Raw genomic sequence first — 21,843 nt, 5'->3', positions numbered from 1 at the left:
TTCGCAATAGCGGCGGGAGGCGGTAGTGCTTCGCTTGTCACCGAGAGCCTGATCACGGCCTGGGAGTGTCGCTCCTCAGCGTGGTGGGAAAGCACCTCTTGAGGTATCCTATGGGCCTTCAATTTTCCCTTCCAGCACCCCGAGGCCTATATCGACATGCAAATCCTGCGTGGAGCCCCAGCCCTTTCCGATTTTCGCCGTGACAAGCTGCTTGCGCGGCTTCAATCCAGTGTGCCTGCGGTGCAGGGCCTGTATGCCGAATTCATGCATTTTGCCGAGCTCGGGGCGGAGCTTGATGAGCACAGCGAGCAGGTGCTTGCGCGTCTGCTCAAGTATGGCCCATCGGTTACGGTGGAAGAGCCCGCTGGCACGCTGATTCTGGCTGTTCCACGTTTCGGCACCATCTCGCCCTGGTCGAGTAAAGCCACCGACATCGCGCATAATTGCGGTCTCGACGCTGTCGTTCGGCTGGAGCGGGGCACGGCCTATTACATCCGGGGTGAATTGAGCGCTGCGGATCGGGCGATCGTGGCAGATCTGCTGCACGACCGCATGACCGAGCTGGCGCTGGAGGATCTGCAGGTGGCGGAGAATCTGTTCAAGCACACCGAGCCCAAGCCGCTGAGCACCGTCGATATTCTTTCCGGCGGACGCGAGGCACTGCAGCAGGCGAATATTGAGCTGGGTCTGGCACTGGCCGACGACGAAATCGATTATCTGGTGGACAGCTTCAAGGGCCTGGAACGCAACCCCAGCGACGTTGAACTGATGATGTTTGCCCAGGCTAACTCCGAGCATTGCCGACACAAGATATTCAACGCCACCTGGGATATCGACGGCGAGGCTCAGGACAAGAGCCTGTTCGGCATGATCAAGAACACCTACGAGTTGCACAGCGAAGGCGTGCTGTCGGCCTACAAGGATAACGCGTCGGTCATCGAGGGCTTTGTCGCTGGGCGCTTCTTCCCGGATGCCGCCAGCGGTGAATACCGTGCTCACCAGGAGCCGGTGCACATTCTGATGAAGGTTGAGACGCATAACCACCCGACGGCGATTGCACCCTTTCCGGGTGCGTCGACCGGTTCCGGTGGCGAGATCCGTGATGAGGGCGCCACCGGTCGGGGTGCCAAGCCCAAGGCGGGCCTCTCCGGTTTCACCGTTTCCAACCTGCGTATTCCCGGTTTCGTACAGCCTTGGGAAGAGGACAACGGCAAGCCGGATCGTATTGTCACACCCTTGCAGATCATGATCGAAGGCCCGCTGGGCGGCGCCGCGTTCAACAATGAATTTGGCCGTCCGAATCTGACCGGCTATTTCCGTACCTTCGAGCAGACGCTGGCGTCGCCGCGCGGGCCGGAAATCCGCGGCTATCACAAGCCGATCATGCTTGCCGGAGGGTTGGGTAACATCCGCGCCAATCACGTGGAGAAAGCCGAAATCCCGGTCGGTGCCAAGCTGATCGTGCTTGGCGGGCCGGCCATGTTGATTGGTCTGGGCGGCGGCGCGGCCTCGTCCATGGCCACCGGCAGCAGCGCCGAGGATCTGGATTTCGCCTCGGTACAGCGCGAGAACCCGGAAATGGAGCGCCGCTGCCAGGAGGTCATCGACCGTTGCTGGCAGCTGGGTGACAAGAACCCGATCCGCTTCATTCACGATGTGGGTGCGGGTGGTCTGTCCAATGCCTTCCCCGAGCTGGTAAATGACGGCGGTCGCGGCGGTCGTTTCGAGCTGCGCAACATACCCAACGATGAGCCTGGTATGAGCCCGCTGGAAATCTGGTCCAACGAGTCCCAGGAACGCTACGTGATGGCCGTCGATCCAGCGGACTTTGAGTGTTTTCAGGCCATTTGCGAGCGCGAGCGTTGCCCCTTCGCGGTGGTTGGTGAAGCCACTGAAGAGCGGTTGCTGACCCTCAGCGACCGCCATTTCGACAATATGCCGGTGGATATGCCGCTATCGGTTTTGCTCGGCAAACCGCCGCGTATGCACCGCAGCGCCGAGCGTGAAGCTGAGCAAGGCGACGACTTTGACGGTACCGGGCTTGAACTGACGGACGCGGTAAGCCGCGTGCTGCGTCTACCCGCGGTGGCCAGCAAGAGCTTCCTGATCACCATCGGCGATCGCAGCATTACCGGTCTGGTGGCGCGCGATCAGATGGTCGGGCCCTGGCAGGTACCGGTCGCTGATTGTGCCGTTACCGCGACCAGCTTCGATGTATACACCGGTGAAGCCATGGCCCTCGGCGAACGCACGCCGCTGGCGCTGCTGGATGCGCCGGCGTCAGGCCGTATGGCGGTGGCCGAGGTGGTGACCAATCTCGCCGCGGCGCGTATCGATAAACTCTCGGATATCAAGTTATCTGCCAACTGGATGGCCGCTGCGGGCCACCCCGGTGAAGACGTCCGTTTATATGAGACCGTCCACGCGGTCGGAATGGAGCTGTGCCCCGAACTGGGTATCACCATTCCGGTGGGTAAGGACTCCATGTCCATGCAAACCCGCTGGCAGCAAGGTGACGAAGCAAAAAGCGTGACCTCACCAATGTCGCTAGTGGTCACCGGCTTTGCGCCAGTGCAGGACGTGCGTCAGACCATGACGCCTCAGCTGCGCCTGGATCAGGGTGAGACCGATCTGATTCTTATCGACTTGGGACGTGGGCAGAACCGGCTTGGCGGGTCGGCGCTGGCGCAGGTGTACAACCGCATGGGCAGTGAAGCACCTGACCTGGATGATGCCGAGGATCTGAAGGCCCTTTTCGCGGTGATCCAGGGTCTGAATAACGATGATCTGTTGCTGGCATACCACGACCGTTCGGACGGTGGCCTGCTGACGACGCTGGCTGAAATGGCCTTTGCTGGGCATTGCGGTCTGCAGATCACGCTGGACGTGCTGGCCGACCAGGTCGCTGATCTGCCCGCTGCGCTGTTCAATGAGGAGCTGGGCGCAGTCATTCAGGTGCGTCAGGCCGCTACCGAGGAGGTGCTCAATGCATTGAGCGCGGTGGGTCTGGGTAATTGCAGTGCCGTCATTGGTCGCCCGGTGAAGGAGCAGACGCTGAGCTTCACCTATAACGAGCAGACCGTGCTGAGCGGAACGCGCAGCGAATGGCAACAGGCGTGGAGCGAGACCAGCTGGCAGATTCAGCGGCTGCGTGACAACGCCGATTGCGCTGACCAGGAATTCGACAGCCTGGCGGATGACGCCAATCCCGGTTTGCAGGCGCTGCTCAGCTTCGATGTGAACGAAGACGTCGCCGCGCCCTATATCAACACCGGTATCCGTCCGCGCGTAGCGATTTTGCGCGAGCAGGGTGTAAACGGCCAGGTGGAAATGGCAGCCGCCTTTACCCGCGCCGGCTTCAACGCCATTGACGTGCATATGAGCGATATCCTCAGCGGCCGCATTGAGCTCGACAGCTTCCGGGGTCTGGTTGCCTGCGGTGGTTTTTCTTACGGCGACGTGCTCGGTGCCGGCGAGGGCTGGGCCAAGTCGATCCTGTTCAACGATACCGCGCGGGAAGCCTTCAGCAATTTCTTCGCCCGTCCGGAAACCTTCGCGTTGGGTATCTGCAATGGCTGTCAGATGTTGTCCAATCTGCGCGAGCTGATCCCCGGTAGTGAGCACTGGCCGCATTTTGTACGCAACCGCTCCGAGCAGTTTGAAGCGCGGGTGGCGATGGTCGAGGTGCAGCCGTCTGCTTCCATCTTCCTCAGCGGCATGACCGGCTCGCGGCTGCCGATTGCGGTTGCCCATGGTGAGGGTCACGCCGAGTTCACTTCGAGTGAGGCGGTGGATGCCTGTGAGGCAAGCAGCAGCGTTGCCCTGCGCTATATCGACAACCGTGGCCGCATGACCGAGCGCTATCCGTCCAATCCGGGCGGTTCCCCGCGCGGTATTACCGGTCTGACCACGGCGGACGGCCGGGTAACCATCATGATGCCGCACCCCGAGCGGGTGTACCGGGCGGTGCAGAACTCCTGGTATCCGCAGGAGTGGAGCGAGGATGGCGGCTGGATGCGCATGTTCCGTAACGCGCGAGCCTGGGTCGGCTGATCCAGCTGGCGCTGAAAAACCCGGAGCCTGGCTTCGGGTTTTTTTTGCCCTGTGATTAATGGATTGGGCGTGCCGGATGGACGTCAACCACTGCGGGTATTTGTGAAATGCCCGGCGCGCTGCAAGACTGCAACAAATCCTCATGTGCGGAGCGCTCTTATGTACAAACTGTGTTTTTACGTCCCCGAATCGCACCTCGAGCCGGTCAAACAGGCGATATTCGATGTCGGCGGCGGTCGTATCGGCGATTATGAGCAGTGTTGCTGGCAGGTGCTGGGGGAAGGTCAATTTCGGCCGCGGGCGGGGGCCCAGCCATACATTGGTAAACGGGGCGAACTGGAAAAACTGGCTGAGTACCGCGTCGAGCTGGTGTGCAGCGACGAGCTGATCGAGCCATCGGTGGCGGCACTGAAAACCGCGCACCCTTACGAAGAGCCAGCCTATGATGTCTGGCGGCTAGCTGATATCTGAAGCTTGTTGGGGGTCGGGACTCATTAAATGCGTGGCGCCGTCCCTGGCGCCTGCATCTGTCAGCCGAGCGAAATCGTTACGCAGGTTTCGCTGATGCAACCTTCACTCGCTTTCTGCTTTAGTCGCCTCTGGATTGAGCTCGAAGGGAATAGGCTGCGGGGTATCGTTGGTAGACGGTGGCAGATGCGGTAGCTGAAAGTCAGGCTGATCGCCGGTCAAGGTTTTGAGGAAGGCAACGATATTGCCGATCTCGTCTTCCTTCAGTTCCCGTCCCAACTGCAGACGACCCATCACATCCACGGCCTTCTCCAGCTCCCAGTAGGCGCCGTCGTGGAAGTAGGGGTAGGTCAGCTCGACGTTGCGCAGGGTTGGCACCTTGAAGTTGAAACGGTCGCTGTCCTTGCCGGTGACGGCGACGCGGCCTTCGGCGGGGTTGGTGGTCTGATAGGGCTCGACCACACCCATGCGCTGGAAAGAGGTCCCGCCCGCCGCCGGGCCGTTGTGACAGGCCACGCAGCCGATGTCCTTGAACGTCTGGTAACCGAGCAGTTCCTCGTCGCTCAGGGCCTTGTCGTCGCCCTTGAGCCACTGGTCGAAACGTGAATTGGGCGTGACCAGGGTTTCTTCGAATACTGCGATCGCGTCAGTCACGTTGTCGATAGTTACTTCCTTGGTGCCATAGATCTCCTCGAACGCCTGCAGGTACTGCGGTATCGAGCTGATCACATCCAGCGCCAGGACGTGAGTCGACGCCATTTCCATGGGATTGGAAATCGGGCCAGCGGCCTGCTCCTGAAGGTCGGCTGCCCGGCCATCCCAGAACTGGGCCACGCTCAGGCTAGAGTTCAGTACTGTCGGCGAGTTGATCGGGCCTTGCTGCCAGTTGTGACCGATGGAGGTGGGCAAGTTATCGCTGCCGCCGCTGCTCAGGTTATGGCACGAGTTGCAGGAGATGAAGCCGGAACGGGACAGGCGCGGATCGAACCACAATTTCTTGCCCAGCTCGACCTTGGCGGGTTCGGTCACCTTGGCTTCTTCGATCGGCTGAATGGGTTCGCTGGTAGCGCGATCAGCCAAGGCCGCCGAACTCAGGCCAAGACCCGTGGCAAGGGCCAGATACAACAATTTGATCTTCATGGAAATCTCCTCTCTTGAACGACAACTGGCCGACCATTCGCCGTGTCCTTGATGATGAGAGTCTCCCTGATGTGCGCGAGTCGGATGTTGACCTGGGTCAAGGTCTGATTTCGACGATAGTTCGATCGGGAACCATGTTCCACAGTTCCTGCATGCTGGCGTTGTCCAGGGCGATACACCCGTTGGTCCAGTCGAGGCCCTTGAAGAACCATTCTGGATATTCCTCGTCAACCGGGGTGCCGTGAATCATGATCATGTTGCCGGGATCCAGCCCGCGCTCATAGGCGGCCGTGCGGTCCTTGAGGTTAGGGTAGTCCAGGTGCAGGCTCAGATTGTAATTAGGGCTCTCGTGGCGCCAGTCGATACTGTAGATACCTTCCGGGGTCCGCTCATCGCCCCGCTGGCGTTTGTGTCCGACTGGTTGCTTGCCGAGCGACACCCGGTATTCACGAATGACCTTGCCGTCGCTGATCACTTCCAGTCGGCGCTCCTGCTTGTGAATCAGCAACTTGTCGACGGGTGGCGGGCTGGCCAGGCACAACGACGCGAACAGGAGCCCCAGCAGGGCCGTTATCAGTCGAGTCATACGATCGAGCCGGGGCGTCGGTGGGGCGGCCAGGTTATGTCGAGCATGCGCACCGGAAATTCGCTGGTGCGCACATCGGCGTAATACTGGCGCAGGGTTTTGCTGATGGTGGGAAACGCCAGCTGATCCCAGGGAATGTCGGCTTCACTGAATAGCCCGACCTCGAGGCTTTCTTCACCGGCGGCGAAGTTCATGTCTGCCAGCCGCCCACGGAAGAACACATACACCTGATTTATATGCGGCAGGTTGAACAGCATATACAGCTGCTGCGCCTCTACTCTGGCTCGGGCTTCCTCCCAGGTCTCCCGCAGGGCGGCCTGTTCGGTGGTCTCGCCGTTCTCCATGAAACCGGCAGGCAAGGTCCAGAAGCCGTGACGTGGCTCGATCGCACGGCGGCACAGCAAGACCTGGTGCTCATGGGTCACCAGGCATCCGGCGACGATTCGCGGATTCTGGTAGTGGACGGTCTCGCAGTGAACGCAGACGAAACGGACCCGGTTATCGCCGGCTGGAATGCTCTCGGAGACTGCCTCCCCGCATTGGCTGCAAAATTTCATCGGATTGCGGATTAGCCTCGTTTGGAACGCTTGTGTCATATCTTGCGGTTCATTGCGTCATGCGGCAAGTCTGGCGATATGCCGCGCGTGGTGAGCTCTATAAAGGGGTATTCACACCAGCAGGGTTCTGGTTCTTGCCAGATGATCATGACATCATACGATGCTGTTGATGCAGTGCAGCGAGCCAGCACGATCGAACCTGACGCCGCCAGCGGATCGGGCGTGGGTCATCTTTGGATTAGCTGAATGCGCTGTCTGATCGGGCGCAACTGCACTCGCTCTGATACACGCGAAAGACGTTGATGTGTCAGCTGACGAAAGCTCAACAGACTCAAGGCAAACAGCGAGGTATGTGCATGCTGGACAAGCTGCGCATGCGGGTAATGGATCACAAGCCGCGCATCATCGAAGCGGCGGGCCTGCCGGAGGCTGGCGTGCTGATTCCCATTACCTGTGTGCACAATCAACCTGAGATCATCCTGACGCTGCGCTCGAAACGGTTATCGACGCATTCGGGAGAGGTCGCCTTTCCCGGTGGAAGACGCGATCCGGGCGATGTCGATCTGCAATTCACTGCCTTGCGCGAAACACATGAGGAAATCGGGCTACGCCCCGAGCTGATTGATGTCATCGGACCGATGGACAGTCTGGTATCGCGTTTTGGCATCAAGGTTACTCCTTACGTCGGCATACTCCCTGACGTCTACGAACTGACGCCGAATGCGGATGAAATCGAAGAGATTTTCAGTGTGCCGGTGCGGTATCTGCTCGAAGATCCCCGTGAGATGACGCACCGCATCGATTACGAAGGTCGTAGCTGGTATGTACCCAGTTACCGTTATGAAGGGTTCAAGATCTGGGGGTTGACCGCCCTGATGCTGACTGAACTGATGAACGTGGCCTTCGATGCCAATATTCCATTAAGCATCCCTTATGACTCGGACCTGGAGAAGAAATCACGATGAAATATAGCCTCGGAGAGAGCCGCGTCGAGATGGCCGATGATGCCTGGATCGCCGAAACGGCGGTTGTGGTCGGCAAGGTACGCCTGGAAGCGGGTGCCAGCGTCTGGTTCGGAGCGGTCCTGCGCGGCGACAATGAGCTGATACTGCTGGGCGAACACAGCAACGTCCAGGACGGCGCCGTCATGCATACCGATCCCGGTTCGCCCCTCACCCTCGGCAAGGGTGTGACCGTCGGGCATAACGCCATGCTGCACGGCTGCACCGTAGGCGATTACAGCCTGATCGGGATCAATGCCGTCGTCCTCAACGGGGCAAAAATAGGCAAACACTGCATTATTGGCGCCAATGCGCTGATCCCCGAGGGCAAGGAAATCCCCGACGGATCGCTGGTAATGGGCTCGCCTGGCAAGGTGGTCAGGCAGCTGAGCGAGGATCAGAAAAGAATGGTCGAGGCGGGTGCCGCGCACTATGTGCATAACGCTCAGCGCTACCGTCGCGACCTCAAGCCGCAACTCGATTGATGGTCATGCACACGACAGTACGCTCCCCCTGCGTCAGCATCTGCGTGCTGGATGATCAGGATATCTGCACCGGTTGTCAGCGTACCGGTCAGGAAATCACCCGCTGGAGCCGCAGCAGCGATGCACAGAAGCGGGAGATCCTCGGCTTATGTGAACAGCGCGCGCGCCGTCAGGGCCTGTGGATCGATTCGTCAAAGAGCACTCAAGGAAATCGGGTATGACTGCCATCGGAACACCTCACGCTGCAGACGCCACGCGGGTCATGCTGCTGGGGTCGGGCGAGCTGGGCAAGGAACTGATCATTGAGCTGCAGCGCCTCGGCTGTGAGACGATCGCAGTGGACCGCTACGACAACGCCCCAGCGATGCAGGTGGCGCACCGTCGTCACGTGCTCAACATGCTCGATGGTCGGTTGTTGCGCGAGGTGATCGAGGCCGAACAGCCCGACTTTATCGTGCCCGAAATCGAAGCCATCGCCACACCCATGCTGGTCGAACTTGAGCAGGAGGGGTATCACGTTATTCCCACCGCTCAGGCTGCCTGGCTGACGATGAATCGCGAAGGGATCCGCAGGCTCGCCGCTGAAGAGCTCGGCCTGGCTGTTTCGCCCTACCAGTTCGCCGAGACTCAAGAGCAATACCTCGCGGCGGTGGACGCGGTGGGCTTGCCCTGCGTCGTCAAACCGGTGATGAGTTCATCCGGCAAGGGTCAGAGTCTGGTGCGCGATCAGGCAGACGTGGTCCCGGCCTGGGACTATGCGCAGGCCGGGGGGCGCGCGGGGCAGGGCAGGGTCATCGTCGAAGGCTTCATCGATTTCGACTATGAGGTCACGTTGCTGACCGTTCGCCACAGCGGTGGCACAGACTTCTGTGCACCCATTGGGCATCGTCAGGAAGCGGGGGATTATCACGAGTCCTGGCAGCCCCAGGCGATGTCTGAAGCGGCACTGCTCGAGTCGCAGCGAATAGCGCTGGCGGTGACGGACGCGCTCGGCGGGCGGGGTGTATTTGGGGTCGAGCTCTTCGTCAAGGGTGATCAGGTCTGGTTCAGCGAAGTGTCGCCGCGGCCACACGATACCGGCATGGTCACCATGATTTCCCAGGATCTGTCCGAGTTCGCTTTGCACGCGCGTGCGATCCTGGGGTTGCCGATTCCAGTGATCCGCCAGCTGGGACCCTCCGCCTCGGCCGTACTGCTGGTCAACGGCACGTCGGAAAATGTCAGTTTCGGTAATTTACAGCAGGCGCTTACGGAGGCAGATACCCAGCTGCGCCTGTTTGGTAAGCCCGGGGTCGAGGGTCAGCGGCGTATGGGCGTTGCCTTGGCGCGTGGAACCACGGTGGAAGAGGCCCGCGCCAAGGCAATACGCGTCATAGGGGCGATCGACGTCACGCTATGACGCAGCGGTGCTAGCGCTTCAGGGAAGCTTGAGGCTCTTGGCCGCCATTACCTGATCCAGCGCCCGGTTCCAGACGCGGGCGCTTTTCACCATGTTGTCCTTGGTCTGCAGGATCTCGATCCGATAGGGGCCGATCGCCAGGCACACGCTGGTCTCCGGGATGCTTTCCAGCTGTTCGGTAATCAAGCCATTCAAAGTCTTGGGGCCATCCGCCGGCAGCTTCCACTGCAGCTGCCGATTGACGTCGCGCAGTGCTGCGCTGCCGTCGATGACAAAGGTGCCGTCATCCTGTGGATGCACGTCCTGGCTCGGCATCAGGTCGGTGGTGAACTCGCCGACAATCTCTTCAAGAATATCTTCCAGCGTCACCAGACCGATCACATCGCCGTATTCATCCACGACGAAGGCGATCCTGCGTTTGTTCTTCTGGAAGTTGAACAGCTGGGTATGCAATGGCGTGCTTTCAGGAATGAAATAGGGCTCCTTGCAAGCCAGAATCAGCGATTCCTTGGTCAGCGTGCCGCGGCTCAGCAGGCGTGCGATCGAGCGCATGTGCACGATGCCGGTGATGTTGTTGATGTCGCCCTGATACACCGGCAAGCGTGTGTGGTGGCAGGTGCGCAACTGGTTGAGGATGGTCGACAACGGATCCTCGAGATCAATACCCATGGCTTCATTGCGTGGCACCATGATGTCATTGACCGTCATTTTCTCCAGATCCAGGATACCCAGCAGCATGTTCTGGCGGCTGCGGGTAATCCCCAGTCCGGCTTCACGCACCACGGTACGCAATTCCTCAGTGGAGAGCTGGCCTTCATCAGCGTCAGCCGGGTTAACCCCGATCAGCTTGAGCAGACCGTTACTCACCGCGTTACAGACCCAGACAATGGGATAGAACAGCCGCTGCAGCAGCTCCAGAATGATGCCGACGCGGAAAGCAATCAATTCCGGGCGCAGCGCCGCCAGCGTCTTGGGCGTGATCTCGCCGAATATCAGGATGACTACAGTCAGCCCGATGGTGGCAATCGCGATACCCGCGTCGCCCCATATGCGCACGGCAACGATGGTGGCGATCGAGGCGGCAAGAATGTTGACGATATTGTTGCCGACCAGGATCGTGCCCAGCAGGCGATCAGGCCGCTCAAGCAGGCGCGAGGCGCGTTTGGCGGATTTGTTTCCTTCCTTGCTCAGATGTTTCAACCGGTAACGATTGAGGCTCATCATGCCGGTTTCGGAGCTTGAGAAAAAAGCGGAAAGAAGGATCAGCACTGCCAGGCTGAGCATCAGCATGCCGATGGGTGCTTCGTTCAAAGGGTTGCCTCGGAACTGTTTAAGGTGGTCACAGGGGAAGTATGAATTCGCGCATCAGTTTGCTACCGAAATACGCGAGCATCAACACCATAAAGCCGGCGAGGGTCCAGCGAATTGCATTACTGCCGCGCCAGCCGCGGACGTGTCGGCCCCACAGCAGGATGCCGAACAATACCCATGCCAGACAGGATAGTAGTGTTTTGTGGGCGACATCCTGGGCAAACATGTTTTCGAGAAACACGAAGCCGGATATCAGTGCCAGAGTAAGCAGGATTTCTCCGCACATGAGGAACTGGAACAGTAAGCGTTCCATGGTCTGCAAGGGCGGGAAGGTGCGGATGAAGCGGGTAGGGCGCTTGTGCTTGAGCTGATATTCCTGCACTGCGAGCATCGCTGCCTGAAAAGCCGCGATCGACAGGATCCCGTACGCGAGAATTGATAGCAGTATATGCACTATCAGACCGTGGCGGTCAGCGACAAAAATAGTGCCATGATCCGGTAGGAGCGCGGCCAGCAGCACCGTCACCAGCGCCAACGGATACAGGCTCAGCAGTAGGGTCATGACCGGTGCGCGGAAACTGGACGCAAGCGTCAAACCCACTACCAGCCAAGCAATCAGCGATGCGGCGTTGAAAAAGCCGAGCGACAAGCCCTGTTCGGAGAACAGTTGCAAGAACAGACTGATTGCGTGAACCAGAAGCGCAACAAAACCGACCACACGTAGAATGTGGACATTTGCCGTCAGACGTTTGCTGACGCACTGGAATTGATAAAGCGTGCCGCCCAGGTATAGCCCGGCAGCCAGCATGCTAGGAATCAGAGCAGTCATACGTCCTTGAGAGTGGTTATCAACAATACCGGAGTGTGGCATAAGCCGCGGTGCTGATAAAGCGCTTCCCTGTAATCTGAGCATAGGCAAAGGTATACTTGCCGGCTAACAGGCTTCTCCCCCGTGGCGGGCGCGCGAAGCAAAGGAGAAACATCGATGTTTGAAAATCTTACCGAACGCCTTTCCCATAGCCTGCGCGGCGTTACCGGCCGGGCCAAGCTGACCGAAGAGAATATCAAGGACACATTGCGCGAAGTGCGCATGGCCTTGCTGGAAGCCGACGTGGCCTTGCCTGTGGTCAAAAGTTTTGTCGACCAGGTGCGGGATCGGGCGGTGGGTCAGGAGGTATCGCGCAGCCTGTCGCCCGGCCAGGTGTTCGTCAAGATCATCAAGAGCGAACTCGAAGCCGTCATGGGCGAGTCCGAGGGGCTCAATCTCAACGTTGCGCCGCCGGCGATCATCCTCATGGCTGGCTTGCAGGGCGCGGGTAAGACCACGTCCGTTGCCAAGCTGGGTAAAACCCTGCGCGAGCGCCAGAAGAAAAAGGTGATGGTCGTCAGTGCCGACGTCTATCGCCCGGCGGCAATCAAGCAGCTGGAAACGCTGGCGGCCGAAGTCGATATCAACTTCTTCCCGTCGGATATCAGTCAGCGTCCGGTGGATATTGTCGAAGCGGCTATACGTGAAGCACGCAACCGCTTCATGGACGTTCTGATTATCGACACCGCCGGCCGTCTGGCTATCGATGCCGACATGATGAACGAGATCCGCGAAGTACATGCGGCGGCCAAGCCGGCCGAAACGCTGTTCGTGGTCGACGCCATGACCGGTCAGGATGCGGCCACCACGGCGCAGGCCTTTAACGAGGCACTGCCGCTGACCGGGGTCATCCTCACCAAGGTGGACGGCGACGCTCGGGGCGGTGCCGCCTTGTCGGTGCGTCATATCACTGGCAAGCCGATCAAATTCCTGGGTGTCGGGGAAAAGACCGACGCGCTGGAAGTGTTCCATCCTGATCGGATCGCCTCACGTATCCTCGGTATGGGCGATGTGCTCAGCCTGATCGAGCAGGCCGAAAGCAAGCTCGACAAAGACAAGGCCGAGAAGCTGGCCAAGAAGCTGAAGAAGGGCAAGGGCTTCGATCTGGAGGACTTCCGTGACCAGCTGCAACAGATGCGTGGCATGGGCGGCCTGGGCTCGCTGATGGACAAGTTGCCGATGATGGGCAAGATCAATCCAGCGCAGATGGAAACAGCCCAGACCCAGGCAGAAAAGCAGTTCAAGCAGATGGAGGCCATCATTAACTCGATGACCCCCGCTGAGCGACGCAACCCTGATATAATCAGCGGTTCGCGCAAACGCCGAATTGCCGCCGGTTCCGGTTCTCAGATTCAGGACATCGGACGCGTCATCAAGCAGCACAAACAGATGCAGAAGATGATGAAGAAAGTCAGCGGCAAGGGCGGTATGGCCAAGCTGATGCGCGGCATGGGTGGAATGGGTGGTGCAGGTGGCGGCGGTGGTATGTTGCCCCCTGGTGGCGGTATGCCCAAATTCTGACCAGACCTGCCGCCGAACCGGCGTCAGGCAAATAACTGTTTTCAATGGCCGCGTTATTCCGTAGAATACGCGACCTTTCGGGCTATAGGCTCGTTGAAATATTGTAGCGTTACTCAAATACAGGAAACGATGTCCACATGGTAACCATTCGTCTAGCTCGTGGCGGCTCCAAGAAGCGCCCCTTCTATCATTTGACCGTCGCTAACAGCCGCAACGCCCGTGATGGCCGTTTCGTAGAGCGCGTAGGTTTCTTCAACCCGGTTGCTGCCGGTGCTGAACCGCGTCTGTCGGTCAACCAGGAGCGCGTCTCCTACTGGCTGAGCATGGGCGCACAGCCGTCTGAGCGTGTTGCATCACTGCTGAAGGAAAATCAGGCTTCCGCCTGAGTATGACCAGCGTGCCTGAGTCCGCTGAATCGCCACTGGTGGTTCTCGGCAAGATTGTCGGGGCTCATGGAATTCGCGGGGCGGTCAAGGTGTATTCACACACCGACCCGTTGGATAACATTCTGGACTATCCGCAGTGGACGCTCCGAAAGGGCACCGAAACGCGGACAGTAACCTTCACCGATGCCCGGGTTCAGGGTCGGGTGCTGGTAGTGCAGCTCACAGGGCTGGACGACCGCAACCAGGCGCTTGAGCTGACGGACTTCGAGATATGCGTAGTGCAGAAAGCATTGCCCGATCTTGAGGAAGGTGAGTATTACTGGCACCAATTGGAAGGTTTGCAGGTAGTGACCCTCGAGGGTCAGTTGCTTGGTCGTGTAGACCATATGCTGGAAACCGGATCCAACGACGTGTTTGTGGTGAAGCCCTGCGAAGGCAGCCTGGACCAGCGCGAGCGGCTGTTGCCGTATCTGCCGGGCCAGTATGTGAAAGACATCAATCTGACGACAGGTGTTGTGCAGGTTGATTGGGACCCGGAGTTCTGACCGGTGTGGGCCGGTGTAGTTACTCTGTTTCCCGAAATGTTTGCAGCGCTCACCGACTACGGCGTAACAGGTCGTGCGGTAACGCGTGGCCAGCTGAGTGTTGCGTTCAGTAATCCCCGCGATCACGCCCATGATCGTCATCGAACCGTCGATGATCGTCCATTTGGTGGCGGACCGGGAATGCTGATGAAAGTGGAGCCATTGCTTGAGGCCATCGAGGCTATCAAACAGCAGGCCCCAACGCCGCCCCGGGTGATCTATCTCTCTCCCCAGGGACAGCCGCTCAGTCAGAAGCGAGCCGGCGAGCTGGCGCAGTTGGAAAGTGTAGTGCTGCTCTGCGGACGCTACGAAGGCATTGACGAGCGCATTATTGAGCGCTGTGTCGACGAAGAAGTGTCCATCGGCGATTACGTTCTGTCCGGTGGCGAGCTGGGAGCCATGGTGCTCCTGGATGCAATAACCCGGCTGATTCCTGGCGTGCTCGGGCATGCGGATTCAGCGGTAGAAGATTCATTTTCGGAAGGGTGGCTGGATTGTCCACACTACACCCGGCCGGAAGAGTTTGCAGGGCAGCGCGTACCGGAGGTGTTGCTCAGTGGTAACCATGCATTAATCCGGCGCTGGCGACTCAAGCAGTCCCTGGGCAGAACCTGGCAACGCCGACCAGAGTTGCTCGAGGATCTTATGCTGAGCAAAGAACAGCAACAGCTGCTGGCGGAATTTATCCGCGAGCAGAAAACCGATAACCATTAGCAAGTCCGGCGGCTTGTGCAGGAGTTTGTGATGTCTAACATTATTGCCCAGATCGAAGCTGAACAGATGACCAAAGAGATCCCCGCGTTTGCGCCGGGTGACACTGTTATTATTCAGGTAAAAGTAAAGGAAGGTGATCGTCAGCGCCTGCAAGCCTTTGAAGGCGTGGTTATCGGTAAGCGTAGCCGCGGGCTGAACTCTGCCTTCACCGTGCGCAAGATCTCCAACGGTTTCGGTGTAGAGCGTACCTTCCAGACCTACTCGCCGCTGATCGACAGCATCAACGTCAAGCGTCGCGGTGACGTGCGCAAGGCCAAGCTGTATTACCTGCGTGCGCTGTCCGGTAAGGCCGCACGTATCAAGGAAAAGCTCGGCTGATTTCAGTCTTGCAGCACAAAAAGCAGCCTTCGGGCTGCTTTTTTGTTGCCTGATGGTTTTATCATGAGCACCCACCCAGCCGAGGTAACTATGCCCGCCAGTAGCGATCCGGATCGACCGCAGGAACGCGCATCAGGGGCAGCGTTGCCCGATGCAGCGTTGCCGGCAGCGGACGCGCGTGCCATCGAGCGCTATCTTGAAAGCCTGTGGCTGGAGCGCGGTCTGTCCCGTCAGACCCTGGCGGCCTACCGCACTGATCTGGAGCTGTTGGCCGGGTGGTTGAATCAGCGGCGCTCGGGTTTGTTGGCCGTAACAAGGTCGATGCTGATGGAGCATCTGGCCTGGCGCATCGGCAAGGGGTATCACGCCCGGTCCACCGCGCGGCATCTGTCCTGCATTCGGGGTTTTTACCGGCACGCGCTGCGCCAGAGTCTGATCATCGAAGATCCGACGCTGGACATCGCTTTGCCCAAGCTTGGACGCTCATTGCCCAAGTCGCTCAGCGAGGCCGATGTCGAGGCGCTGCTGGATGCGCCAGATGTGAGCGATACGCTGGGGCTGCGTGATCGGTGCATGCTGGAAGTGCTGTACGCCTGCGGTCTGCGAGTGACCGAGCTGGTCGAGCTGCGCCTGGATCAGGTCAACCTTCGCCAGGGTGTGGTGCGGGTAAGCGGCAAGGGTAACAAGGAGCGCCTGGTGCCGCTGGGCGAGGAGGCCATGAGCTGGATCGACCGCTACATGAAGGAGTCGCGTCCGGCTCTGCTCAACGGTCAACCCAGCGATGTGCTGTTTCCCAGCAAGCGGGCGCGGCAGATGACCCGCCAGACCTTCTGGCACCGAATCAAGCTGCACGCCTCTCAGGCGAATATCCGCAATGGACTGTCGCCGCACACCCTGCGGCATGCGTTTGCCACCCATCTGCTCAATCACGGGGCGGACCTGCGCGTGGTACAAATGCTGCTCGGACACACCGATCTGTCTACCACGCAGATCTACACCCACGTCGCACGCCACCGCCTGAAGGATCTACACGCCAGCCATCATCCACGTGGGTGAGGGGGCGGTTTCATGCTAAGCTTGCGCGTCTTCCGGAGGATCGAATCAATGCGTTTCAGATATGTTGCCGGCTGTCTGCTGGCCCTGTGCGCTGCGCAGGTCTCGGCCGATGCCGAAAAAGCCATTCGCGCCAGCCTCGACAAGCTCAACCTGAGCGGCGAGATCAAGGCTGTGAGCCCTGCGCCTGTGGACGGGTTGTACCAGGTTCAGCTGGAAAGCGGTCGGTTGCTGTACGCCAGTGAAAATGGCGACCACATCATCCAGGGCGCGATATTCGATGTCAGTGGCGCGCAGCCGCGCAACCTGACCGCCGAGGCCGAAGCCAAGGGCATCGGTGAAGCGATCGATGCGATCCCGAGAAGCGAGATGGTGATCTTTCCCGCCGCAGAGCGGAAGGCGCACATCACCGTGTTTACCGACACGGATTGCGGGTACTGCCGCAAATTACACACCGAAATCGACGAGCTGAACGAGCTGGGTGTCGAAGTCCGCTACGCGGCGTTCCCCCGTGGCGGCATGGAGACCGAGACGGCGCGGACCATGCAGTCAATCTGGTGCGCCAAAGATCAACAGGCGGCGATGACCCGGGCCAAGCAGGGCGACAGCGTCAAAGAAGCGACCTGCGATGATCCGGTGGCCAAGCAGTTCGCACTCGGCCGCCAGGTCGGCGTACAGGGTACGCCTGCCATCTTCCTGGGTAACGGCGTGCTGATCCCCGGCTACAAGCCGGCAGCAGCACTGGCCAAGGAAGCGCTTGCCAACCAGTAGCGGCCTGGCAGTTCAATCCTGACATGGCTGGGTGGGTCTCCCATTCAGTTAAATAACACAGCGGATAAGTAGGGGCCTTAGTTTGAAACCGGTCAAAGTTGGAATATGTGGTCTGGGCACCGTTGGCGGTGGCACCTTTAATGTCCTGCAGCGCAATGCAGCTGAAATCGTGCGGCGTGCGGGGCGCGACATCGAGGTGGCGCAGATTGCCGCGCGGCGACTCAACCCGGCGTGCAGTCTCGGTGATACCGAGGTGGTTGATGATGTGTTTACGCTGGTCAACAATCCCGAGATCGACATCATTGTCGAATTGATCGGTGGTAACGACGTGGCCAGGCAAGTGGTCCTGCAGGCCATTGCCAACGGCAAGCACGTGGTGACCGCCAACAAGGCCCTGATTGCGGTGCACGGCAACGAAATCTTCGAAGCTGCCCGGGAAAAGGGCGTCATGGTTGCCTTCGAGGCGTCGGTAGCTGGCGGTATTCCGATCATCAAGGCGCTGCGTGAAGGCTTGGCTGCCAACCGTATTGACTGGGTTGCCGGCATCATCAACGGTACCGGTAATTTCATTCTGACCGAGATGCGTGACAAGGGCCGTGCCTTTGCCGATGTGCTGGCCGAAGCGCAGGCGCTTGGCTATGCCGAAGCTGATCCGACCTTTGACGTCGAAGGTATCGATGCGGCGCACAAGCTGACCATTCTGGCCTCTATCGCCTTTGGCATTCCGCTGCAGTTCGACAAGGCCTACACCGAAGGTATTACCAGGCTGACCACGGCTGACGTCAATTATGCCGAGGAGTTTGGCTACCGCATCAAGCATCTCGGCATCGCCCGGCGCACCGAGTCCGGCGTTGAGTTGCGCGTGCATCCGACGCTGATTCCCGCTGATCGCCTCTTGGCTAACGTCAAGGGCGTGATGAATGCGGTCATGGTCAACGGTGACGCAGTCGGCTCCACGCTGTACTACGGTGCCGGCGCCGGTGCAGAGCCTACCGCTTCTGCGGTGGTGGCGGACATCATCGATGTGGTGCGAACCTTGACCACCGATCCGAACAATCGGGTTCCGCATCTGGCATTCCAGGCGGATTCGCTGTCTGATTTCCCGGTGCTGCCGGTGGGTGATGTGCACACGGCCTATTATCTGCGCCTGCATGCCAAGGACCGTCCCGGTGTGCTGGCCAAGGTCGCTTCCATCCTGTCCGAGCGCGGCATCAACATCGAATCGATCATCCAGAAGGAAGTCGAGGAACAGGATGGTCTGGTCCCGATCATTCTGATGACGCACAAGGTGCGCGAACAGAGCATGAATGACGCCATTGCCGCTCTGGAAGCGCTGGATGATATCGCGGCGCCGCTCATGCGGATCCGTGTAGAACAACTGAACTAAGAAAGCAGGAGGCGGAGGCGGGAAGCTGGAGGTGCAAGCCTTCGAGCTTCGGGCTTCTGCTTCAAGCTAAAACCTGAAGGGTTTTACGATGCGCTATATAAGCACCCGTGGGCAGTCACCGGCCCTGAACTTCGAAGATGTCCTGCTTGCAGGCCTGGCCACCGACGGTGGCTTGTATGTTCCCGAGAACCTGCCTCGCTTCACCCAGGAAGAAATTGCCTCCTGGGCCGGATTGCCCTATCACGAACTGGCGTTCAACGTGATGCGCCCCTTCGTCGCCGGCAGCATTCCGGACGCGGATTTCCGCGACATCCTGCGTGATACCTATGCGGTATTCGAGCACCAGTCGGTCGCACCACTGCGCCAGTTGGGCGCCAATGAATGGGTCCTGGAACTGTTCCATGGCCCGACCCTGGCGTTCAAGGATTTTGCCCTGCAGTTGCTCGGCCGTTTGCTGGATTACTTCCTGATCAAACGCGGCGAGCGCGTGGTGATCATGGGCGCTACTTCCGGCGATACCGGCTCTGCCGCGATCGAAGGCTGCCGCCGCTGCGCCAATGTCGATATCTTTATCCTGCACCCGCACAACCGCGTGTCCGAGGTGCAGCGTCGGCAGATGACGACCATCGCCGGCGATAACATCCATAACATCGCCGTAGAAGGCAACTTCGACGATTGTCAGGAGATGGTCAAGGCCAGCTTCGCCGACCAGGCGTTCCTCAAGGGTACGCGTCTGGTAGCCGTCAATTCGATCAACTGGGCGCGCATCATGGCGCAGATCGTCTATTACTTCCACGCGGCTTTGCAGCTTGGCGGGCCAGCGCGATCGATGGCCTTTTCCGTGCCGACCGGCAACTTCGGCGATATCTTCGCCGGTTACCTGGCGCGCAATATGGGCCTGCCGATCAGCCAGTTGATCGTGGCGACCAACCGCAACGATATCCTGCACCGCTTCATGAGTGGCAACCAGTACGACAAGGACGCGCTGCATCCGTCGCTGTCGCCGTCGATGGACATTATGGTCTCGTCCAATTTCGAACGCTTGCTGTTCGATATGCACGGACGCAATGGTCCGCAGGTGGCCAAACTGATGGATCAGTTCCGCCAGACCGGGAAGTTGTCGGTGGACGAAGAGCGCTGGACTGAAACCCGCCGTTTGTTCGATTCGTTAGCCGTTGATGATGAGGCGACCTGTGCCACCATCACTGACGTCTACAAGGAATGTGGTGAACTGCTGGATCCCCATACCGCGATCGGTGTCCGCGCCGCGCGCGAGTGTCGGCGCTCCATGAGCCTGCCGATGATCACGCTGGGCACGGCCCATCCGGTCAAGTTTCCGGATGCGGTACGCCAGGCGGCCATCGCCGAGGAGCCGGCACTGCCGGCGCATCTGGCAGATCTGTTCGAGCGGGACGAGCGATTCACCGTTTTGCCAAACCATCTGGTCGATGTTCAGCAGTTCGTCGCTGCGCACGGCAACCGGGGCAAGCCGCTCTGACCGTAGCTGCGGCCCGGATTACCCCGGGCCGCGGCTATTTTCACCGAACTAACGCAGCCGAACCCCTCTCCAAGCTTTGAGCTCTAGCGAGGATGACCAACGGGCATGCGTCCCCCCCTGCGAAACCTTCAACAATTGCTGGACCATCTCGCCAGACTGAATCGGGGCAGGGATGAGGTCTCGCTGCGGCTGGTCGTGGAGTCCATCGGCACGCGCTCTTTCGGGCCGTTGTTGATGCTTGTCGGTATCATCCTCGCGTCTCCCCTGAGTGGCATCCCCGGCATGGCAACCACCATGGCGCTGTTCATACTGCTTATTGCCGTGCAAATGCTGCTCGGGCGTAACCAGTTCTGGCTGCCGCAATGGTTGCTCAGCCGCTCGGTCAAACACGACCACCTGATCAAGGCGATATCCTGGGTGCGACCGGTGGCGCGGCGCATCGACGCAGTACTGCGCCCGCGATTGACGGTGCTGGTGACCAACAGTGCCGCCTATGTGATTGCGCTGATCTGCGTGCTCATCAGCATAGGCCTGCCGATGATGGAGATCATTCCTTTCTCTGCTTCGATCGTGGGGCTCGCGTTGACCGCCTTTGGCCTGTCGCTGGTGGTGAATGACGGTCTATTAGTGATCCTGGCTGTTGTGCTGGTCTGCGCAACTTTTGGTCTCGCTGTTGTCAACATACTGTGACCTGACACAGCGAACTATAATAAGGAGACAGCCCAGCGCATGCTCTGGTTTCTCGTGCCACACCTGATCGGTTTGCTGTTCTGGGCTGCCTCGCTGTTGTATCTCCCCGCTTTGATTGCCGGCAGTCTGGTTCGAGAAAACGCCTTTCGTGAACCCGCAGATCCCTTCGATTCCATCTCGCGCCTGGTCTTTACCCGTATAGCCACGCCCTCGGCGCTGTTTGCGATCATAGCGGGGACACTGGTGTTCCTGTTCGATCACACGGTTGATATCTGGCTGATCGCCAAGTTGACACTCGTAGCAGCGCTGGTGCTGTCGCATGCGGCGACCGGCTTGCTGATCCTGCGTGCCGAGTCAGGCAACGGCAAACCGGTGATTGGTTGGTGCTGGGTGCTAGGCATTGTGCAATGCCTGCTGATGATCGCCATCGTCTGGCTGGTCTTGGGTAAGCCGTCACTGCAGGAATGGTTATGAGCAGGGCGGTGTCAGGGGTCGACTCCCAGCCGTTCGGCGCGTTCTCTGATCTTCTCGTGGGACACCCCGACGGCGTGGTCGTAGACCAGTTGGCCGCCGAGAAAGCTGGTCAGCGAAATCATCACACCGCTGAGCAGCGAGAGATAGATTCCCCATGGAAACAGGGCACCCGCCGGGTCGTCGAGGCGTATCAACCAGTTGAGGGTGGCGAGCGACAGCATCATTACCGCCAATATGCCGTGACACCAGGCGGTGATCAGTCGGCGGATCTGGCTGACAATAACCAGGTCGAGCAGCCCGATGGTTCCCGATACCCAGCCGCCCAGAGTGCCGATACCGACCAGCCAGAGGCTGGCCCGCGCCCAGAAATAATCCTGCGTGAGCACATAGGCGAGATCGCTACCGATCACGCCGATCAACGCAGCCACAGGAAAGTGAATCAGCATTGGATGAATGGGGTGACCATGAATGGCGAGCTTGCTGGCAATGGAAGCGGAATTCATCGTGATCCTCATGGTT

At 59.4% G+C, this 21,843-nt stretch carries 23 protein-coding genes; 17 read left to right on the top strand and 6 right to left on the bottom strand.

Annotation, left to right across the window (positions count from 1 at the left end; genetic code table 11):
- The first annotated feature begins 156 nt into the window (after window positions 1–156).
- Entirely contained in the window at window positions 157–4,053 is a 3,897-nt protein-coding gene (gene purL, locus FHK95_RS01425; RefSeq protein WP_150302794.1) for a phosphoribosylformylglycinamidine synthase, read from the top strand.
- A 159-nt stretch (window positions 4,054–4,212) separates the two neighbouring features.
- A complete protein-coding gene (locus FHK95_RS01420; protein WP_150302793.1) occupies window positions 4,213–4,524 on the top strand; it encodes a Nif3-like dinuclear metal center hexameric protein in 312 nt (103 codons plus the stop codon).
- 102 nt (window positions 4,525–4,626) lie between these two features.
- Here the strand turns inward: FHK95_RS01420 and FHK95_RS01415 are convergent, their stop codons facing one another.
- The 3 genes from FHK95_RS01415 to FHK95_RS01405 all read right to left on the bottom strand — a co-directional run bounded on the left by FHK95_RS01415 (window position 4,627) and on the right by FHK95_RS01405 (window position 6,804).
- Window positions 4,627–5,661: a cytochrome-c peroxidase gene (locus tag FHK95_RS01415; RefSeq protein WP_178114675.1), complete on the bottom strand. Its 1,035-nt coding sequence runs from the start codon at window positions 5,659–5,661 to the stop codon at window positions 4,627–4,629.
- Between the two features lie 97 nt (window positions 5,662–5,758).
- Window positions 5,759–6,247, bottom strand: a complete 489-nt coding sequence (locus tag FHK95_RS01410) for a L,D-transpeptidase family protein (RefSeq protein WP_150302792.1) — start codon at window positions 6,245–6,247, stop codon at window positions 5,759–5,761.
- A complete protein-coding gene (locus tag FHK95_RS01405) occupies window positions 6,244–6,804 on the bottom strand; it encodes an NUDIX hydrolase (protein WP_150302940.1) in 561 nt (186 codons plus the stop codon). The genes FHK95_RS01410 and FHK95_RS01405 overlap by 4 nt, the downstream gene beginning before the upstream one ends.
- Window positions 6,805–7,160: 356 nt before the next feature.
- Between FHK95_RS01405 and FHK95_RS01400 the strand changes: the two genes are divergently transcribed.
- Genes FHK95_RS01400 through purT form a run of 4 tightly spaced genes read left to right on the top strand, consistent with a single transcriptional unit; the run spans window position 7,161 to window position 9,689 of the window.
- Window positions 7,161–7,769, top strand: coding sequence for an NUDIX hydrolase (locus FHK95_RS01400; RefSeq protein WP_150302791.1), 609 nt, complete (start codon window positions 7,161–7,163; stop codon window positions 7,767–7,769).
- Window positions 7,766–8,290 carry a gamma carbonic anhydrase family protein gene (locus FHK95_RS01395; RefSeq protein WP_150302790.1) on the top strand — a complete coding sequence of 175 codons (525 nt, stop codon included), beginning with the start codon at window positions 7,766–7,768 and terminating at the stop codon, window positions 8,288–8,290. The genes FHK95_RS01400 and FHK95_RS01395 overlap by 4 nt, the downstream gene beginning before the upstream one ends.
- 5 nt (window positions 8,291–8,295) lie before the next feature.
- Window positions 8,296–8,511, top strand: coding sequence for a DUF1289 domain-containing protein (locus FHK95_RS01390; protein WP_150302789.1), 216 nt, complete (start codon window positions 8,296–8,298; stop codon window positions 8,509–8,511).
- The gene (gene purT, locus FHK95_RS01385) at window positions 8,508–9,689 is read left to right on the top strand and encodes a formate-dependent phosphoribosylglycinamide formyltransferase (RefSeq protein ID WP_150302788.1); all 1,182 of its coding nucleotides are present in this window, start codon (window positions 8,508–8,510) and stop codon (window positions 9,687–9,689) included. Before FHK95_RS01390 ends, purT begins: the two co-directional genes overlap by 4 nt.
- 18 nt (window positions 9,690–9,707) lie before the next feature.
- On the opposite strand, the gene FHK95_RS01380 is transcribed toward purT, so the two are convergent.
- Both FHK95_RS01380 and FHK95_RS01375 read right to left on the bottom strand, forming a co-directional pair.
- A complete protein-coding gene (locus FHK95_RS01380; RefSeq protein WP_150302939.1) occupies window positions 9,708–10,979 on the bottom strand; it encodes an HlyC/CorC family transporter in 1,272 nt (423 codons plus the stop codon).
- A gap of 49 nt (window positions 10,980–11,028) precedes the next feature.
- A complete protein-coding gene (locus FHK95_RS01375; RefSeq protein WP_150302787.1) occupies window positions 11,029–11,829 on the bottom strand; it encodes a cytochrome C assembly family protein in 801 nt (266 codons plus the stop codon).
- A gap of 156 nt (window positions 11,830–11,985) precedes the next feature.
- Here FHK95_RS01375 and ffh point away from each other — a divergent pair, with 156 nt between their 5' ends.
- The 11 genes from ffh to FHK95_RS01320 all read left to right on the top strand — a co-directional run bounded on the left by ffh (window position 11,986) and on the right by FHK95_RS01320 (window position 21,324).
- Entirely contained in the window at window positions 11,986–13,389 is a 1,404-nt protein-coding gene (gene ffh / locus FHK95_RS01370) for a signal recognition particle protein (protein WP_150302786.1), read from the top strand.
- A 137-nt stretch (window positions 13,390–13,526) separates the two neighbouring features.
- Window positions 13,527–13,775 carry a 30S ribosomal protein S16 gene (gene rpsP / locus FHK95_RS01365; RefSeq protein WP_150302785.1) on the top strand — a complete coding sequence of 83 codons (249 nt, stop codon included), beginning with the start codon at window positions 13,527–13,529 and terminating at the stop codon, window positions 13,773–13,775.
- Window positions 13,776–13,777: 2 nt separating this feature from the next.
- A complete protein-coding gene (gene rimM / locus FHK95_RS01360) occupies window positions 13,778–14,320 on the top strand; it encodes a ribosome maturation factor RimM (RefSeq protein WP_150302784.1) in 543 nt (180 codons plus the stop codon).
- A 3-nt stretch (window positions 14,321–14,323) separates the two neighbouring features.
- Window positions 14,324–15,073, top strand: coding sequence for a tRNA (guanosine(37)-N1)-methyltransferase TrmD (gene trmD, locus FHK95_RS01355; protein ID WP_150302783.1), 750 nt, complete (start codon window positions 14,324–14,326; stop codon window positions 15,071–15,073).
- A 30-nt stretch (window positions 15,074–15,103) separates the two neighbouring features.
- Complete coding sequence (gene rplS, locus FHK95_RS01350) at window positions 15,104–15,451, top strand: 50S ribosomal protein L19 (RefSeq protein ID WP_408003578.1); 348 nt, start codon at window positions 15,104–15,106, stop codon at window positions 15,449–15,451.
- Between the two features lie 159 nt (window positions 15,452–15,610).
- Window positions 15,611–16,507, top strand: coding sequence for a site-specific tyrosine recombinase XerD (gene xerD / locus FHK95_RS01345; RefSeq protein WP_408003583.1), 897 nt, complete (start codon window positions 15,611–15,613; stop codon window positions 16,505–16,507).
- 48 nt (window positions 16,508–16,555) lie between these two features.
- Window positions 16,556–17,275 carry a bifunctional protein-disulfide isomerase/oxidoreductase DsbC gene (dsbC, locus tag FHK95_RS01340; RefSeq protein WP_150302781.1) on the top strand — a complete coding sequence of 240 codons (720 nt, stop codon included), beginning with the start codon at window positions 16,556–16,558 and terminating at the stop codon, window positions 17,273–17,275.
- Between the two features lie 82 nt (window positions 17,276–17,357).
- The gene (locus tag FHK95_RS01335; protein WP_150302780.1) at window positions 17,358–18,662 is read left to right on the top strand and encodes a homoserine dehydrogenase; all 1,305 of its coding nucleotides are present in this window, start codon (window positions 17,358–17,360) and stop codon (window positions 18,660–18,662) included.
- 88 nt (window positions 18,663–18,750) lie between these two features.
- Complete coding sequence (gene thrC, locus FHK95_RS01330) at window positions 18,751–20,160, top strand: threonine synthase (RefSeq protein WP_150302779.1); 1,410 nt, start codon at window positions 18,751–18,753, stop codon at window positions 20,158–20,160.
- A gap of 105 nt (window positions 20,161–20,265) precedes the next feature.
- Window positions 20,266–20,850, top strand: coding sequence for an exopolysaccharide biosynthesis protein (locus tag FHK95_RS01325; protein ID WP_150302778.1), 585 nt, complete (start codon window positions 20,266–20,268; stop codon window positions 20,848–20,850).
- 39 nt (window positions 20,851–20,889) lie between these two features.
- Complete coding sequence (locus tag FHK95_RS01320) at window positions 20,890–21,324, top strand: CopD family protein (RefSeq protein WP_150302777.1); 435 nt, start codon at window positions 20,890–20,892, stop codon at window positions 21,322–21,324.
- An 11-nt stretch (window positions 21,325–21,335) separates the two neighbouring features.
- Here the strand turns inward: FHK95_RS01320 and FHK95_RS01315 are convergent, their stop codons facing one another.
- Complete coding sequence (locus FHK95_RS01315) at window positions 21,336–21,827, bottom strand: DUF2231 domain-containing protein (protein ID WP_150302776.1); 492 nt, start codon at window positions 21,825–21,827, stop codon at window positions 21,336–21,338.
- Window positions 21,828–21,843 lie beyond the last annotated feature (16 nt).

The sequence above is a fragment of the Pseudomonas saliphila genome (assembly GCF_008638345.1).
Classification (GTDB): domain Bacteria; phylum Pseudomonadota; class Gammaproteobacteria; order Pseudomonadales; family Pseudomonadaceae; genus Halopseudomonas; species Halopseudomonas saliphila.
The sequence above is the reverse complement of the archived record's forward strand: the minus strand, read 5'-3'. Positions and strand labels throughout refer to the sequence as shown.